Source organism: Streptomyces sp. YIM 121038, assembly GCF_006088715.1.
GTDB lineage: Bacteria > Actinomycetota > Actinomycetes > Streptomycetales > Streptomycetaceae > Streptomyces.
In genome coordinates, this window is sequence record NZ_CP030771.1 from 9,886,985 (window position 1) to 9,903,658 (window position 16,674).

At 73.5% G+C, this 16,674-nt stretch carries 11 protein-coding genes; 8 read left to right on the forward strand and 3 right to left on the reverse strand.

Annotated features, from left to right (window positions below; translation table 11 throughout):
• Nucleotides 1–15 precede the first annotated feature (15 nt).
• Genes C9F11_RS41760 through C9F11_RS41770 form a run of 3 tightly spaced genes read right to left on the reverse strand, consistent with a single transcriptional unit; the run spans nucleotide 16 to nucleotide 3,472 of the window.
• A complete protein-coding gene (locus C9F11_RS41760; RefSeq protein ID WP_138965670.1) occupies nucleotides 16–1,617 on the reverse strand; it encodes an acetolactate synthase large subunit in 1,602 nt (533 codons plus the stop codon).
• A complete protein-coding gene (locus C9F11_RS41765; protein WP_249402114.1) occupies nucleotides 1,614–2,624 on the reverse strand; it encodes an LLM class flavin-dependent oxidoreductase in 1,011 nt (336 codons plus the stop codon). The genes C9F11_RS41760 and C9F11_RS41765 overlap by 4 nt, the downstream gene beginning before the upstream one ends.
• Nucleotides 2,606–3,472, reverse strand: a complete 867-nt coding sequence (locus tag C9F11_RS41770; RefSeq protein WP_171076029.1) for an aspartyl/asparaginyl beta-hydroxylase domain-containing protein — start codon at nucleotides 3,470–3,472, stop codon at nucleotides 2,606–2,608. The genes C9F11_RS41765 and C9F11_RS41770 overlap by 19 nt, the downstream gene beginning before the upstream one ends.
• 1,156 nt (nucleotides 3,473–4,628) lie before the next feature.
• On the opposite strand from C9F11_RS41770, the gene C9F11_RS41780 reads away from it, so the two are divergent.
• The 8 genes from C9F11_RS41780 to C9F11_RS41815 all read left to right on the forward strand — a co-directional run bounded on the left by C9F11_RS41780 (nucleotide 4,629) and on the right by C9F11_RS41815 (nucleotide 16,672).
• The gene (locus C9F11_RS41780; protein ID WP_212767884.1) at nucleotides 4,629–4,871 is read left to right on the forward strand and encodes an MbtH family NRPS accessory protein; all 243 of its coding nucleotides are present in this window, start codon (nucleotides 4,629–4,631) and stop codon (nucleotides 4,869–4,871) included.
• Nucleotides 4,868–5,374: a VOC family protein gene (locus C9F11_RS41785; protein ID WP_249402115.1), complete on the forward strand. Its 507-nt coding sequence runs from the start codon at nucleotides 4,868–4,870 to the stop codon at nucleotides 5,372–5,374. The genes C9F11_RS41780 and C9F11_RS41785 overlap by 4 nt, the downstream gene beginning before the upstream one ends.
• 17 nt (nucleotides 5,375–5,391) lie before the next feature.
• On the forward strand, nucleotides 5,392–6,378 hold the full coding sequence (locus tag C9F11_RS41790; RefSeq protein WP_138965676.1) for a hypothetical protein: 987 nt from the start codon (nucleotides 5,392–5,394) through the stop codon (nucleotides 6,376–6,378).
• Entirely contained in the window at nucleotides 6,375–8,786 is a 2,412-nt protein-coding gene (locus C9F11_RS41795; RefSeq protein WP_138965678.1) for a non-ribosomal peptide synthetase, read from the forward strand. The genes C9F11_RS41790 and C9F11_RS41795 overlap by 4 nt, the downstream gene beginning before the upstream one ends.
• 1 nt (nucleotide 8,787) lies before the next feature.
• The gene (locus C9F11_RS41800; RefSeq protein WP_138965680.1) at nucleotides 8,788–12,783 is read left to right on the forward strand and encodes a non-ribosomal peptide synthetase; all 3,996 of its coding nucleotides are present in this window, start codon (nucleotides 8,788–8,790) and stop codon (nucleotides 12,781–12,783) included.
• Between the two features lie 221 nt (nucleotides 12,784–13,004).
• On the forward strand, nucleotides 13,005–13,781 hold the full coding sequence (locus C9F11_RS41805; protein ID WP_138965682.1) for an alpha/beta fold hydrolase: 777 nt from the start codon (nucleotides 13,005–13,007) through the stop codon (nucleotides 13,779–13,781).
• Nucleotides 13,782–13,832: 51 nt separating this feature from the next.
• Nucleotides 13,833–14,828 (forward strand): TauD/TfdA family dioxygenase, encoded by a 996-nt coding sequence (locus tag C9F11_RS41810; protein ID WP_249402116.1) that lies wholly within the window; start codon nucleotides 13,833–13,835, stop codon nucleotides 14,826–14,828.
• Between the two features lie 26 nt (nucleotides 14,829–14,854).
• Entirely contained in the window at nucleotides 14,855–16,672 is a 1,818-nt protein-coding gene (locus C9F11_RS41815; protein ID WP_138965686.1) for a non-ribosomal peptide synthetase, read from the forward strand.
• The last annotated feature ends 2 nt before the right edge of the window (nucleotides 16,673–16,674 follow it).

Below are 16,674 nucleotides of genomic sequence, written 5' to 3' on the forward strand. Positions count from 1 at the left end.
CGGCGCTCCGCCGGGTCAGTGGGCCGCGGGCACCGGCACGTCAATGAGGTGTGGTCCGGGCTCGGACAGCGCCCCTTTCAACCGGTCGGTCAGTTCGCCGACGGTCCGGACACGGCACGCCGGTACGCCCATGCCCTCGCTGAGGCGGACGAAGTCCAGGTCGGGCCGGTCCAGGTCGAAGAGGTCCGCCAGCGGCTCGGCGGAAGGACCCAGCATGCGGCGGGCCTCCCGGCGCAGGATCGCGTAGCTGCGGTTGTTGAGCACGAGGACGGTGACGTCGAGGTTCTCGCGCGCCTGGGTCCAGAGCGCGCTGAGGGTGTACATCGCGCTGCCGTCGGCCTCCAGACAGATCACCGGCCGCTCTGGACAGGCGAGTTGGGCGCCGACGGCGAGCGGCAGGCCCTGGCCGATGGCGAAGCCGGACAGGGTGAGCAGATCGTGCCGCGCGGACGAGGCGGTCGCGGCCGGAAGGGCCGCGCCGGACGTGTTGGTCTCGTCGACGAGGACGGCCCCCTCGGGCAGCGCGGCGCCCACCACCCGCGCCACCGTCTCGGCGGTCAGCTCGGCCCCGGGGGAAGGGCGGGGTCCGGGCAGCGCCTCGTGGGGCCGCGGCCGGGTGCGCGGGGCGACCTGGTCGGCGACCTCGTCCAGTACGTCGGCCACGTCCTGGCCGTGATCGGCGAGACGGGTCACCGTACAGCCGGGCGGGACGAGGTCGCCGGGCACCCCGGGGGTCGCGAAGGCGGTGACGGGCCGGGACGCCCCCGCCAGGATCAGCCGGGTGACATCGGCGAGGCGGGCCCGCGCGGTCTCGGGAGCCGCGCTGAGCCGCTCGACGCACGGCACGCCCAGGCCGCGTTCGAGCCGCCCGGGGAACGGCTCGGCGAGGATCCGGGCGCCGGTGGCCCGCGCGATGCGGTCGGCGGCGGCGAGGCCGCGGGCGGTGAGCGTCCGCCCGCCGAGCAGCAGCAGGGTGCCGGGGCCCGCCCGCAACGCGCGGGCGCTTTCGGCCGGAGCGCCGGCAGGGGCCGTCGTGTGCTGCTGCCGCCCGCTGGGGGCGGCCGGGTCCGGCGCCGCGGGGCCCGGTGGCTCCGGGCTCCACGGCGACCAGGCCACGTCCGAGGGGACGACCAGGGTGGCCACCCCGGAGGGCGGACCGCACGCCGCCCGCAGCGCGGCGAGCGCGTCGGCTGCCAGGTCCGCGGCGTGCGCGCTGCTGCGGACCCACTGCGACATGGGGCGGGCGAGGGCCGCGACGTCGGACTCCAGGGGCGCGCCGAGGCCGCGGTGGGTGATCGCCCCGTCGCCCACGACGTTCACCACGGGGGAGCCCGCCCGCTGGGCGTTGTGCAGATTGGCGAGGCCGTTGGCGAGCCCGGCACCCTGGTGGAGCAGGGTCATGGCCGGGACGGGTGCCATGCGGCCGTAGCCGTCGGCCGCGCCGGTCGCCACCCCTTCGAACAGGCACATCACGGTGCGCGTGCCCGGGGTGTCCTGGAGCGCCGCCACCAGATGGATCTCCGAGGTGCCGGGGTTGGTGAAGCACACGGAGACCCCGGCCGCGCGCAGCGCACCGGTCAGGGCGTGGGCGCCGTCGTCCGGCGGTGTGCCGCTCATGCCGGACGCGCCGTGGGGTCGGTATGCCGGGACGCGGTGTCGGCGCCCTCGTGCAGCAGCGGCGCGATGGCGTCGAGGACCTCGGGGCGTCCCGCGAAGGGGAAGTCCGCGCGGGGCCAGAAGACCACCATGTCGGTGAAGCCCATCCCCGAGAACATCTCCCTGGCCTCCGTGAAGGACTGCGCCGACTCCAGGACGCCACCGAGCTGTTCACCGGCGACGACGATCCGCGCGAGCGTGGACGGCTCCCTGCCCTCGGCGGCGCAGGCCTCGTCGATCCGTGCGAGCTGGTCCTCGAGCAGCCCGGCCATCCGGTCGAAGCGGCCCTCCTGGAAGCGTCCCGGGACCCCGACGGTGATCCAGGACTGTGCGTGCCGGGCCGCGAGGCGCATCCCGCGGGGGCCGCCGGCCGCGAGGGCGAACGGCACCCGCGGGCGCTGGACACAGCCCGGATGCATATGGGCCTCCCGCGCCTGGAAGTACCGGCCGCTGTAGCTGGTCTCCGCCTCGCGCAGCAGCAGGTCCGTCAGCTCGACGAACTCCTCGAAGCGCGCGGCCCGTTCGGCCGGGGACAGGGGAGCGGCACCGAAGACCTCGGCGTCGAAGCCCTGGGCGCCCGCCCCGACCCCGCAGATGAGGCGGCCCTCGGAGATGTCGTCGAGCGTCATGAGCTCCTTGGCGAAGGAGACCGGGTGGCGCAGGTTGGGGCTGGCCACCAGCGTGCCGAGCCGCAGCCTGGTCGTGACGGCGGCCGCGGCGGTCAGCGTCGTCAGGCCCGAGTACCACGTCGACTCGCGCAGCCGCCGCCACATCAGGTGGTCGAAGGTCCAGGCGTGGTCGAAGCCCAGCTCCTCGGCCCGGCGCCACAGGTCACGGGCCCGGGGCCAGGGGTGCTCCGGCAGGATGACCACGCCGTGCCGCATCGACCGCCGGGGCGGCGCGGCCGTGCCGCCGGGCAGCGCGGCCCGCCCGGGTTCCGCGGCGCCGGTCACGTGGTGCGTGCGCACAGGAAGTAGTCGTCCAGTTCCGCGAGGCGCGCGGCCATCGCGGGATCGGCGACCCGGTCGCGGATCTCGGCGATCGTCCGCCAGAAGAAGTTCTCGCCGCCGTCGTACTGGAAGCCCGCCCTGGCGACGAGGCCGAACACCTCCCGGAGGTTGCCCGGGTCGACCACGTCGGCCAGGCCGTACAGGGCCTGCCGTGCGGCGTCCGGCAGCCGTGGACGGTGGACGACGCGGGAGTCGGGGATCACCCGCTCGGGCTCGGTGCCGAGGGTGAGCAGCTCGTCGTGGTCCTCGGTGTCGACGAAGTCGACGATCAGGTGCAGGCGCAGCTCGTCGGAGAGGTTGGCGGCGCTGTGCACCTTGGTGACGTCGAGGAACCACACCTCCCCGGCCGCCATCTGGAAGACCACGTTGTCGTCGCTGAAGTAGCAGTCCGGAAAGGTGATCAGCGGGATGTGCAGCCGGTGCGCGGGGCGCCTGTCGGTGGCGGCGGCCGTGTCGAACTCGACGTAGTCGCGGTGCGGGACCAGGACGTTCGAGGTCAGCGCGGCCAGCCGGGCGAACCGCAGATGGCTCATGGACAACGACTCTTCCATGATCTGTACGAGGTACGGCAGCTGTCGGCCGTACTCCGTGACACCCGACGCGCAGCCGTCGTCGTAGTGCTTGATGATGCCGTCCCCGTTGTCGCCCCCGGGCGCCCAGAGCATGATCTGCCCTTGTCGGCGTGCCGGGCGGCTGCACAGGAACTCGTCATAGGGCTCGGCGAAGTCGAACTCCTTCGCCTGCTCCAGCTCCTTGGCCAGTCTTTCCTCGTCTATCTCCACCGTGCTGACGCGATGAGAATGCAAACTCGCCAGTCCTTCCAGAAACAGGTTTGTGAGGGCAGCGGCGGCAGCGTGAATTGCCGATGAATGGAGAGTCACGCCTCGTCTTCGCGTGGCCTGGCGGCTCTTCCGCGCGGCCATGCAGCGGGCACGGGCCCCGGAGATGCGGACGCATGGTGCGGGACCGGGAGTCATGGCGACGGTAGCCCGGTGATATTCGCCAGTCAACACCGTGGCGACAGGCGGCGGGTGGGCGGCGAACCGCTTCGCACCACGTTCACACGGGCCGGTTCCGTACGTCTCGACGGGGTGGTGAAGTGATCTCCGCCCACGGCTGTCATCAGTGCACATGTCGTCGAATGTGGGCCGATGCGTTTCCGCCCCGAGGAGTTGCGGGGGAGGGGAGCCATGTCCTGATTCCACTGTTGACTGGAATTTTCGATCACCGTAGTGTTGGGCTTCGTTGAATGTTGATCGCATGGTGAAGGCGGGTGCCGAATTGGCCGATGCCGGACACGTCGGACGGCTACTCCGTCTGCACCTCCCTCGAGCAGGCCGTGTTTTCGAAATGGCGCATCAATAACATTCCAATCCTTTGCCGCCCCTCGTTTTTCATGCGCATGAGCCGATCGCGCGGGTGGTGTGCCTCGAATCCCCTGGGCGGCCTGCCCATGGGCTGACGCGGCTGTGCACCGGCAAAGGGACCAGAGGACGGGGTACCCGGTTTGCTCAACGAAGCTGTGGAGTCCGCTGTTGCCGCGGGGCCGTCGCCGACCGAGCCGTACGACGTCGTCGGCATCGGATTCGGACCGTCGAACCTGGCGCTCGCCATCGCCGCGCGGGAGATCGACCCGCTGCACACCTGCCCCGGCGGGAAGCCCCGGATACCCGAAGGCGTCGACCTCGACCGTGTGATCCACTCCAGCGAGTTCCTGCCCCGGTTCGCCGAAGGGCTGCCGGACACGGGCGGGGCGCACCGGATCGTCCGCGACCGCGAACGGATCGTGGCGGGCCTGTGCGAACTGGCCGCGCGCGGAGCGCGATCCGGGCCCGCCGACGCTGGAACCCGACGACGAACGCATCGACAAGCTGATCGGCGAGCTGCTCGGCATGTCCCTGGACGACGGCCGCACCGCATCGGACCCGGGCGGCGACGCCACCGTAGAGAGCCTTGTGGGAGGTGACGGCAGTGGACACCACGTCTGAGGCCGCGAGCGAGCCCGACTTCCTCGTCGTACGCAACGTCGAGGAGCAGTACTCCATCTGGCCGGCGGGCAGAGACGTGCCGGCCGGCTGGGAAGTGATCGGTCCGCCACGGCCCAAGGACGCCTGCCTCACGCACATCGCCGAGGTCTGGACGGACATGCGCCCGGCCAGTCTGCGCCGGAGCATGGAGGCCGCGGCCGGGGAGCAGACCTCATGAGCGTGCCGCCGCCCGGCACGAGCCGTGCCCCGGGAGCGCCACCGGCGACGGCGCCGTCCTTCAACCACATCGGCGTACAGACCGCGGACCTGGAGAACTCCCTCAACTGGTACCAGGACTTCTTCGGCTGCACGCCGAACTGGACGCTGTCCACGTTCTCGTCGCTCACCCTCAGCAGGCTGCCCGGGATCACCACCCTCGTGGAGCTGGAGTGCGGCTCGGTGCGCTTCCACCTCTTCGACCGGCAGGGCAGCGCCGCACAGCCGCCCGACCCCAAGGCGGCGCAGTACCAGCACGTGTGCCTCCAGGCGGGCTCCTCCGCGGAACTGGTGGCCTGGCGCGAGCACTGGCTGGCGCTGTTCCGCTCCGGCTCCTACACCTTCGCCGACCAGGAGAGCGCGACCGACGTCGTGGTGGACGCCGACGGAGTGGAGAGCTTCTACTTCCTCGACGTCAACGGTCTCGAGTTCGAGTTCACCTACATACCCGGTGCGCGCCCGTGAGCGGGAGGGCCGCCGAGGTGACCACCGCGACGCGGGTGGCGGAGTGGGACTTCGGCGCCTACCCCTACGGCCTGGAGCCGCTCCACCTGCCCGAGCCGGACGGCCTCGACCGGGACGGCCCGGACCCCGCCGCCGACGCCGCCCTGGAGCACGCCGCGCGCAGGCTCGGACACGCCACGGCGTGGCTGTCGCAGGAGGAGATCCACCTCGCCGACCGCGACACCCTCGACGACGTGTTCTGGTTCCGGTGGATCACCGGGCACCAGATCTCGTTCCTGCTGTGGCACCTGATGGCGCGGGTCCTTGCCCGCCTGCCGGAGGCGGAGCCGGGGCCATCGCCATCGCCGGGGCCGGATTCGCCCCGCACCGGTGCCGAACTGCTCGCGGGGCTCGCCGAGGGGTACAACGCCATGATGCTGTACACCAGTTCCTGCACCCGTGACAGCTACGAGCGGGTCATCCGCCCGGCGATGCACCGCCACCACCACGGCTTCAGCGGGAGCTGGGCACCGGACTACCGCCCGGTGCGCCGCCTCTTCCACGGCCGGGTCCCCGGCACCGCCGACGGCCTCGGGAACCCCCAGCTGGAGGAGGCGCTGCGGGTCAACCACGTCGTGCACGGCGCCGTGGCGGCCCGCCTGGTGCCCGGCAGCGAGTCCCTGCTCCAGCAGTCCGTCGGGGAGATGCGCCTCCAGGACCGGGCGGTGCGCTCGATCTTCTACGACCACTTCTTCCTGACGGTCCGCCGCCCCGTCGCCGAGCGGCAGGTGCTCGACCAGCTCCTTCGCCGGCTGCGCGCCGCGCTGATCGACGTGTCCCTCAACGGCCTGTACCCGTACGGCGAGCAGACCTTCGAAGGGCTGCCGCCCACGTACCGCACCCCGTTCATCGGAGAGTGCGAGCACCGCTTCCCGAGCATCACCGCCCGTACCGCGCAACTCACCTGCGGCTTCGCGGGACCGTCGAGCGCGGGCCGCCACACGGAGGGGGAGGACCACCAGTGACAACCCACCGACCGGCCGTGCGGCTGGCCCTGCCGCCGGACCTCATGGCCCGGGCCGCGGCCCTCGCGCGGAAGGACGGCGCTACGGCGGAGACGGTCCTCGCCGCGGCGGTGGCCGCGACGCTGTTCCGCTATGACCGCGTCGAGGAGCGCCGACTGATCACCGGCGGTACGCCGTCGGCGGTGCGGGTGACGGACGCGGTGCGCTTCACCGACCTCGTGGCACAGGTCCACGCCGCGTCACCAGCGCCGCCCGCCCCGGCCACGCCGTCCGCCTCGCTCGCTCCCACCGCTCCGTCCGCCCCGCCCGTCAAGGCCACGCCGAGCGCCCCGGACGGACAGGACGCCGTACACGTCGTACTGGCCACACCGCCCGGAGCCGACGAGGCCACGGCGGAGATCGCCGCGCCCGACGGGCGGTGGACCCCGGCCGCCCTGGAAGCCCTGCTGCGCCACGCCCTGGCCGAGCCCGCCACCCGCGTCGGCTCGCTGCGCCTGCTGAGCGCCGAGCAGGCCGCGGCCCGGATCGCGGCGACGGACGCCGCGGCGACCGCCGCCCCCGCGCCGCACCCGCTGCACCGCCCCTTCGAGGAGCAGGCCGCCCGCCACCCGGAGCGCGTCGCGCTGCTCACCGCCGACGAGACCGTGACCTACGGCGAACTCGACGCCCGCGCCCAGCGGTTCGCCGACCGGCTCACCGCCCTGGGCGCGGGACCCGAGCGGCCGGTCGCCCTCCACCTGCGCCGCTCGACGGAACTGGTCGTGGCCCTGCTCGCCGTCCTCAAGTGCGGCGCGCCCTTCGTCCCCCTCGACGACCGGATGCCGCCCGAACGCGTCCGGACCGTGCTGAGCTCGGCCCGCGCCCGGCTGGTGGTCTGCGCACCGGGCACCCGCGCCGTCGACGGCCTGGACATCCCGTGCGTGAGCGAGCACCCGGACGACGACACCGCCGAACGCGGCACGGCCCGCACCCCCGTGCATCCGCACCACGCCGCGTTCATCTACTTCACCTCCGGCTCCACCGGCGTCCCCAAGGGCGTGGTCACGGACCACACGTGCGCCGCGATCCGCGTCGACTGGACGGCCGAGTACTACGGCCTGGGGCCCGGCACGGTCACCCTGCACAAGACGCCGCTCATCTTCGACGTCGCGGTCATCGAGATCCTCGCGCCGCTGTCGGCCGGTGGCTCGGTGCGCCTGGCGGAGCCGCACGGCGAGGGGGACGTCGCCCACCTCGTCGATCTGCTCACCCGCGGCGAGGTGACGTTCGTGCACTTCGTGCCGTCCATGCTCAAGGTGTTCCTCGACGAGGCCGGGGACGCGAAGTTCCCCGGCGTGCGCTGGGTGCAGACCTCGGGCGAGGCCCTGCCGACCCGGCTCCTCGACGGGGTGCGGCAGCGGTTCGGCGACGCCGAGATCCACTCGGCGTACGGCCAGAGCGAGACGTGCGAGCTCGCCGTCTGGGCGGGCCGGCGGCCGCACCTGGACACCGGGGTGCCGCCGCACGCCGCCCACGTACCGGTGGGCCGCCAGGTCGGCCTGTACCGGCCGTACGTGCTCGACGAGGCGCTCCAGCCGGTGCCGGACGGCGTCCCCGGGGAGATCTGCGTCGCCGGGGTGGGCGGCCTCGCCCGCGGCTACCACCACCAGCCCGCGCTGACCGCCGAGCGCTTCGTCCCGCACCCCTACGCCCTCGAACCCGGCGAACGCCTCTACCGGACCGGGGACCTCGGCGCGCACGCCCCCGACGGACAGATCCTCTTCCTGGGCCGCGCCGACACCCAGACCAAGATCCGCGGCGCCCGGGTCGAACCCGCCGAGGTCGAGGCGGTCCTGGCCGAAGGACCCGGCGTGCGGGACTGCGCGGTCCTGGTGCGCCCCGACGAGCAGGGCGACGCCGCCCTGGTCGGCTACGTCGTCGGCACGGACGTGGACATCGAGGAGCTGGCCCGGTGGGCGGCCGAGCGCCTCACCAGCCACCTGCTGCCCCAGGTCTACGTCCGCATGCCGGCCCTGCCCTACACCGCCTCCGGGAAACTGGACCGCACCGCGCTGCCCGCGCCGACCGCCGAGGACAGGGCGGCCCGCGGCGAGGGCGAGCAGGCGCGGTCGCACCTGGAGGCCGAACTGTGCCGCCTGTGGAGCCGCGTCCTCGCACTGCCCGACGTCGGGCCCACGGACAACTTCTTCTCCCTGGGCGGCAATTCGCTGAAGGTCGCCCAGGTGATGGTCAGGATCTCCGCCCTGTTCGGCATCCGCGTCCCCGTCGCCGCGTTCTTCGAGGACCCGACGGTACGCGGCCTGGCCGCCCTCATCGAACGGACCCTGGGCGAGCTCGTCGGCTCGATGTCCGAGCAGGAGGCCGCCGAGCGCATCGAGGCACTCAACGCACGCGGCTCGGGAGGCTGAGATGGACAGGACGACCGACGCCCGGCACGAACTGATCAGGCGACTGCTCAGCCAGAGCGTCACCACCACCCGCCACCTGGCCATCCCCGCGCACCGGCCCGGCACGGGCGTGCCGCTCACCCCCGCCCAGGCGGGCATCTGGTTCTTCACCCAGCTCTTCCCCGACAGCACCGAGTACAACTGCTTCGACAACCTGCGCATCCCCTGGGCCTGCACCGAGGCCGACCTGCGCCGCGCCCTGCGCACCCTGGTCGAGCGGCACGACGCGCTGCGGCTGCGGATCACCGTCGAGGACGGCGAGGCCCGCCAGTACGACCGGCCGCCGTTCGACCCCGACGTGGACTGGCACGACCTGCGCGCACTGCCCGCCGAGGACGCCGAGCGCCGCGCCGAGGAGATCGCCAACGCCAGTGCCCAGGTGCCGCTGCGCGTCGACCGGCCGCCCCTGTTCCGCGTCTCGGCCGTCGCCCTGCCCGGCGACGCCGTGCTGCTGGTGTTCGTCGTCCACCACATCGTCAACGACTACGCCTCCATGTCGACGTACATGGAGGAGCTGAGCGCCCTGCTGGCGGGCGCGCCGCTCGGGCCGCCGCCGGACGTCGGCTTCCTCGACTACGCGGCCTGGCTCGACGACACCGCCGACAAGGACCGCGCCGTCGTCGAACTCGCCTACTGGAAGGACAAGCTCGGCGGCGACCTGGCCGTCCTCGACCTGCCCGCCGACCGGCCGCGCGGCGACGAGCCGAGCCGCAGCGGCCACTCCGTCGCCGTCGACCTGCCGCCCGGTCTGGTCGGTGCCCTGAAGGACCTGGCCACGCGCAACGGCACCACGCTGTTCGTCGTGCTGCTCGCCGCCTACAAGGTGTTCCTGATGCGGCTGACCGCGCAGCGCGACACCGTCGTCGGCACCGCCCTCAGCGGCCGGGACCACCCCGACGCCGAGCGGATCGCCGGATGCTTCGTGAAGTCGGTGGCGCTGCGCACCGACGTGGTCGCCGCCGCGTCGTTCCACGACGTCATCCGCGCCGTGCACACCACCACCGCCGAGGCCCAGGACCACCAGACGGTGCCCTTCGAACGGATCGTGGACGCCCTGGGCACCCCGCGCCGCCTCACCACCCACCCCGTCTTCCAGACCTTCTTCGGCTTCCAGAGCGACGAACGGCTCCAGTTGCGCGGCGCGCAGATGAACCCGCTCAAGCTCCTGGAGTACGGCACCGCCAAGTGGGAGCTGTCGGCGACCCTGTCGGAGACGCCCCAGGGCGTCAGCGGCGTCATGGAGTGCTCTGCGGCCCTCTTCGACGCCACGACCCTCGACCGGTTCCGCGACATCTGGCTGCACCTGAGCACCGCACTCGCAGCGGACCCCGACGCGGCCGTCGGCACCCACCCGCTGGTCACCGACGCGGAGCGGCAGCGGATCCTGTACGGCCTCAACCCCCACAAGGCGCTCGACGTCCCGTACGCCACCCTGGCCGAGCCCTTCGAGCAGCAGGCCGCCCGCACCCCCGACGCCGTCGCCGTCGAGGTGGGCGAGCGGACCCTCACCTACCGTGAGTTCAACGCCTGGGCCAACCGCCTGGCGCGGGCGCTGCGCGGCCTGGGCGCCGGGCCCGGCACCCGGGTGGCGCTGTTCATGGACCGCGGCGTCCGCACGCTGGCGATGGTGTACGCCGTCGCCAAGAGCGGCGCGGCCTATGTGCCGCTTGACCCCCAACTGCCGGACGCCCGCCTTGCGTTCATGCTCCAGGACACCGCCCCGGAGCTCGTGGTCGCCGAGGCGGACGGCACCGGCCGGATGCCCGTCGGGACCTGGGCCGTGCACACCTTCGCGGATCTCGACACGGCCGCGGCGGGCGAGCCCGAGGGCGACCTCCCGGCCCAGGGCGACTGCCACAACGTCTCCCACCTGCTCTACACCTCGGGATCCACCGGCAAGCCGAAGGCCGTCATCTGTCCGGTCGCCACCGCCGTCGCCGACATCCTGGAGATGCAGCGCCATCTGTCCTACCGGCCCGACGACGTGATGCTGTTCAAGACGTCCTACGGATTCGACACCTCGCTGTGGGAGATCCTGTGGCCGCTGTACGTGGGCGCCCGCGTCGTGGTGTGCCCGCCGGGCGCGGAGAGGGACCCGGAACAGCTGGTGGAGGTGGTCGAACGGCACGCGGTGACCACCGTGTACCTCACCCCGACCCTGCTGCAGGCGGTCGTCGACCACATCGAGGACCCCGGGCGCTGGCGCGCCGTGCGCTATCTGCACACCGGTGGCGAAGTGGTGACCCCGGGCCTGCGCGACGCGTTCTACGCGAAGTTCGCCGCCCTCGGCACCGAGCTGATCAACGGCTACGGGCCGACGGAGACCGCCTGCATGATCAGCACCCGCCTCGCCGACACCCCCGGCGACCCGGTCGTGCCCCTGGGCCGCCCCCACCGGCACTACCGGATGTACGTGCTGGACGAGGAGCTGAACGTGGTGCCGGTCAACGTGCCCGGCGAGGCGTACCTCAGCTCCCCGATCGGCATCAGCCACGGCTACCACCACCGCCCGGAACTGACCGCCGAGCGCTTCCTGCCCGACCCGTACGGCCCGCCGGGCAGCCGCATGTACCGCACCGGCGACCTGTGCTGCTACCGGCCGGACGGCACGGTGACCTTCCTGGAACGCCTGGACACCCAGGTCAAGATCCGGGGCAACCGCATCGAACTGGCCGAGGTGGAGGCGGTGCTTCGCCTCCACCCCGACGTCGCCGAATGCGTCGTGGTCACGGTGGGCGAGGGCGTCGACCGGGCGCTCGCCGCCTTCGTCCGCACCGCGCCGGGCGCCCGGTTCGACGCCGCGGCCCTGCTCGACCACGCGCGCGGCGCGCTCCCGCAGACCATGGTCCCCGCCGGCGTCCAGGCCGTCGAGGCCATCCCCGTCAACGTCAACGGCAAGACCGACCGCAGGGCCCTGCAACGGGCCTGGCTCGGCGAGACGCTCCCGCGCACCACTCCCCGGGTGCCGCCCGAGGGCGAGGTGGAGCGCCAGCTCGCCCTCAGCTACGCGGAGGCGCTCGGCCTGCCCGAGGTGGGGGCGACCGACAGCTTCTTCGACCTGGGCGGTCACTCCCTGAAGATCTTCAAGCTGATCGCGGTGTGCGCGCGCCGCCTCGGCGTGCGCCTGCGGGTGGCCGACGTGTTCGAGGCGCCGACGGTCCGGCGGCTCGCCGAGCGCCTCGACTTCACCCACAGCGCCCCGGAGACCAGCCTGGTGCCCCTGGTGCCGCGCCCCGGCAGGCCCCTGGTCGTCTTCGTCCACGCCACGTCCGGGTCGGCGCTGCCCTTCCACGCCGTCGCCCGGGCCTTGGGTGACGACTTCTCCGTCCTCGGCCTGCAGTCCCCGGACGGCGAGGCCGAGCACACGGTCGAGAGCCTCGCGGCCCGCTACGTCGAGGCGGTCGACGGCGTGCGCGGGCTCAGCCCCGTGCTGCTCGCCGGATGGTCCATGGGCGGGTGCATCGCCCTGGAGATGGCCCGCGCGTGGCGCGAACGCGGCGAGGACGTCACCGGCACCGTCCTGCTGGACACCTGGGTGCCGCCCGACGGACGGCGCCTGCAGCCCGCCGAACGGGCCGCGGCGCGCGCCGCGCTCCTGGACCTGGACATCATCGCCACGGAGGGCCTGGACACGGCCATCGGCGACGAAGCGCCCGACGAACTGACCCGGCTGCGGCGGGCGATCGAGCGCAACCGCGGCGCGTACCTGGACTACACCCCGCACCCCTACGACGGCCCGGTGCACCTCCTGCGCGCCGCCGAGGCCGACGCCTCGCCCGACCCCTACGCCGCGCTGCGCCAAGGGCCCGACCACGGCTGGGGCGAGGTGCTCCCCGACGTGGTGACCCACACCGTGCCCGGCAACCACTTCACCCTGCTCGACGAGCGCCACGCGCCCCGACTGGCCACCGCACTCACCGCGATCGCCGAGGCGGGCCTGAACTTCAGCGAGATCTGACCCCACCGGAACGACCACGCGCACACCTCACGCGCACGCCTCACGCGTGCACCCCATCCGCACGACTCACGCGCACGACCCGAGCACACGACCCCACGGCCGTGCCGTGCCAGGACCCGCGCCGGGCACGAGGAAGGAGCCGAAGTGAGCGACCTCAGGGCCACGTCCGCACGCCCGGGACACCGGGCCGCGACAGCACCCCGGCGGAGAGGGGCCCCGCGATGACCACCCGCCTCGACCCGCGGCGGGCCGTGATCCGCCCCCTGCACCGGCCCGCCGCCCGGCGGACCCTGGTCTGCCTGGGCTTCTGCGGCGGCGGCACCGGCGCCTACCGCGGCTGGGGCCCCCTGCTCGACGAGGAGACGGACTTCGCGCTGGTGTGCTACCCCGGCCGGGAGGCCCGGTTCGCCGAGGACTTCGCCCCCGGCTGGGAGGAGCTGGCCGAGGACACCACCGAGGCGGTGCGCAGCGCCGCGGGCGAGCTGCCCTACGTCCTGTTCGGCCACAGCATGGGCGGCTGGATGGCGTACGACGTGGCCACCCGCCTCGAACGCCGGGGCGGCCCGCTGCCGCAGACCCTCGTCGTGTCCTCCTGCAACGCCCCGTACCGCGGAGTCACCGAACGGGACCGCTTCCCGCGCGCCGAGGACGGCGACGAGGACCTGCTGCTCTGGATGCGCACCAGCGGATCACTGCCCGACTACGTGCTGGAGGACGCCGACCTGCGCCGCATGGCGATCGACCTGATGCGGGCCGACGTACGGGTGCGCGACTCCTACCGGCCGACCAAGACCCGCACGAGCGTGGACGTGCAGGTCCTGTACGGCGCGGACGACCCCGTCATCGAACCGGAAGCCGACCGGCAGTGGGCCGAGGCGACGAGCGGGACCCTGCGCGCCGACCGGCTGCCCGGCGGCCACTTCTACACCCCGGCGGTCTGGGAGGCGCTGCCCACGCACTTCGCGGCGCTGACCGCACACCGGCCGACGCCGGGCTGACCGCCCGGCACCAGGACCGGGCCGAACCGCCCTTCACAAGGAGAGGCAATCGTGGACTGCGTCAAGCCGGCCGGACGACCCGCCCTCGTCCAGGCCCCGCACACCCAGGACGTGGCCGAGGCAGGCGCCTGGCTGGACTCCGTACGGGCACCCCTGCGCACGGCCCTCGACCGGTACGGCGCGGTCTATGTGCGCGGCCTGCCCATCTCCACACCCCAGGACTTCGCGGCGCTGCGGAACCGGCTCCTGACCGAGAACGCCGCCTACCGCGAGAAGGCCACCCCCCGCACCGCGTACGGCGACGACGTCTTCTCCTCGACGGACCTGCCGCCCAGCCAGCCCATCCGGCTGCACAACGAGAACAGCTACACCCTCACCTTCCCCGGCATCCTGCTGTTCTGCTGCTTGACCGCGCCCGACCACGGCGGCGCCACCCCCGTCGCGGACTGCCGGGAGGTGCTGCGACACCTGCCCCACGAGCTCACCGAGCGGTTCCGGCGGCAGGGCTGGGCCCTGACGCGCACCTACGACGAGCACCTCTCCCTGGACTGGCGCACCGCCTTCGGCACCGACTCCGCCGACGCCGTGGCCGCGTACTGCCGCCGCGAGCGCATCGCCCACAGCTGGGACGAGCACGGCAGCCTGCGCACCACCCAGCGCCGCTCCGCCGTCATCCGGCACCCGCGCACCGGCGACGACGTCTGGTTCAACCACGTGGCGTTCTGGAACGCCTGGTCCCTCGACCCGGACATCCGCGACGTCCTGACGGGCGAACTCGGCCCGGACCGGCTCCCGTTCAACACCTCCTACGGCGACGGGGAGCCCCTCACCGAGGAGGACATCGCCGCCATCCACGCCGCGTACGACCGCGCCACCGTCTGGGAGAGCTGGCGACCGGGCGACCTGATGATGGTGGACAACGTGCTCGCGGCCCACGGCCGCCAGGCCTTCCGGGGGAAGCGCAGGATCCTGGTGGCGATGGGCGAACCCGTCCGGGTGGAGGACTGCCGACCCACGGTGCCCGCCCTCGCGGGACTGGGCACATGACCCCCCGCGCTTCGGAGGCGGCCGGCATGCCGGACACGGACGGCGCACCGGCAGCGCCCGCACCTCATGGGGATCCGGTTCTCCGCTTCCTGCGGGCGGCGGACCGCACGCCCGACAGGCCCGCGGTCCGCGACGGACAGCGCTGCCTGAGCTTCGGCGAACTGGCGGACCACAGCGCCCGGTTGGCCGACGTGCTCGCCGGGCACGGTGTGCGCCGCGGCACGCTGGTGGGCGTGCGGCTGCCGCGTTCGGTGGACCTCGTCGTCGCGCTGCTCGCCGTGTGGCGGGCGGGCGGCGCGTACGTCCCGCTCGATCCGGGCTACCCCGCCGAGCGCCTCGCGCACATGACGCGGGACGCGGACCTGCGCCTGGTCGTCACCGACCGGCCGGACCCGGCGCCCCACCCGGGCGTCCGCCCGGTGGCCGTGGACGAGCGGGCCCCGGACACCGCCGCCCGCCGCCCGGAGACGACCCCCACCCCCGACGACCCCGCCTACGTCATCTACACCTCGGGTTCGACCGGCCGGCCCAAGGGCGTCGTCGTCTCCCGCGGCGGCGTGGCCCACCTGATCGCCGCCCTGGAACACGGCGGGCTCTACGCGGACGCGCCCAGGACGGTCGGCTGGAACGCCAGCGTCTCCTTCGACGCGTCCGTCCAGCAGTGGGCCCGGGTGTGCCGCGGCGACACCCTCGTCCTGATCGACGACCGGCTGCGCTCCGAACCCGCCGCCTTCGCCGCACACGTGCGCGAACACGGCGTGACCGACCTCGACGTGACCCCTTCGCACTGGCAGGTCCTGAGTGACCTGCTGCTCGACCACCCCGGTGGCACACCGCTGCGCCTGTTCGTCGGCGGGGAGCCGATCCCCACGCCCCTGTGGCGGGACCTCGCGCTGGCGGCCGAGCGCGGGCTCGTCGAAGCGGTCAACGTCTACGGCCCCACCGAGACCACCGTCGACGCCACCGCCGCGTGGATCACCGGCGACCGCCCGCATCTGGGCCTGCCGCTGCACGGCGTACGGGGCCAGGTGCTCGACGCCCAGCTGCGGCCGGTGCCCGACGGCACGGAGGGCGAGCTGTTCCTCGCCGGATCCGGTGTCGCGCAGGCCTATCTGGGCCGACCCGCCCTCACCGCGGAACGGTTCCTGCCCGACCCCGCGGCCGCGGCGTCGCCGGGATCCCGGATGTACCGCACCGGGGACCGCGTACGACGCCGTGCCGACGGCACCCTGGACTACCTCGGCCGCACCGACCGCCAGGTGAAACTGCACGGCTTCCGCATCGAACCGGGCGAGATCGAGACGGCCCTGGCCGACCACCCGGACGTCGCCGCGGCGGCGGTCACCGCGGACGCCGCGCGCGGCCTGTCCGCGTACTGCACCCTGGCCCACGGCCCCGCCACGGCCGACGCCCCCGAACGGACGGCGGCGCGCCTGCTGAGCCACCTCGCCGCGACCCTGCCGCCCTACCTGGTGCCCTCCCGCCTCGCCGTCCTGCCGGACATGCCGCTGACCGCCAACGGCAAACTGGACCACGCCGCCCTGCCCGCCGCGGCCGACCGCGCCCGGGCGGCGCGCCCGGCGGACGAGGACGGGCACCTCGAACCGACCGGGCCCGTCGAGCCGTTGATCGCGCGGACCTGGGCCGAGGTCCTCGGCCGGGACCGGGTCCGCGCCGACGACGACTTCTTCGTGCTCGGCGGGCACTCCCTGATGGCCCTCAAGGTGATCGCGGGCCTCAAGAGGAGCCTGGGCGTGGTGATCTCCACCCGCGCCGTCTACCAGCACCCCCAGCTGCGGGAGCTCGCCCGCCACGTCGAAGACCTCCTCGCCGACCGGCCCTAGGG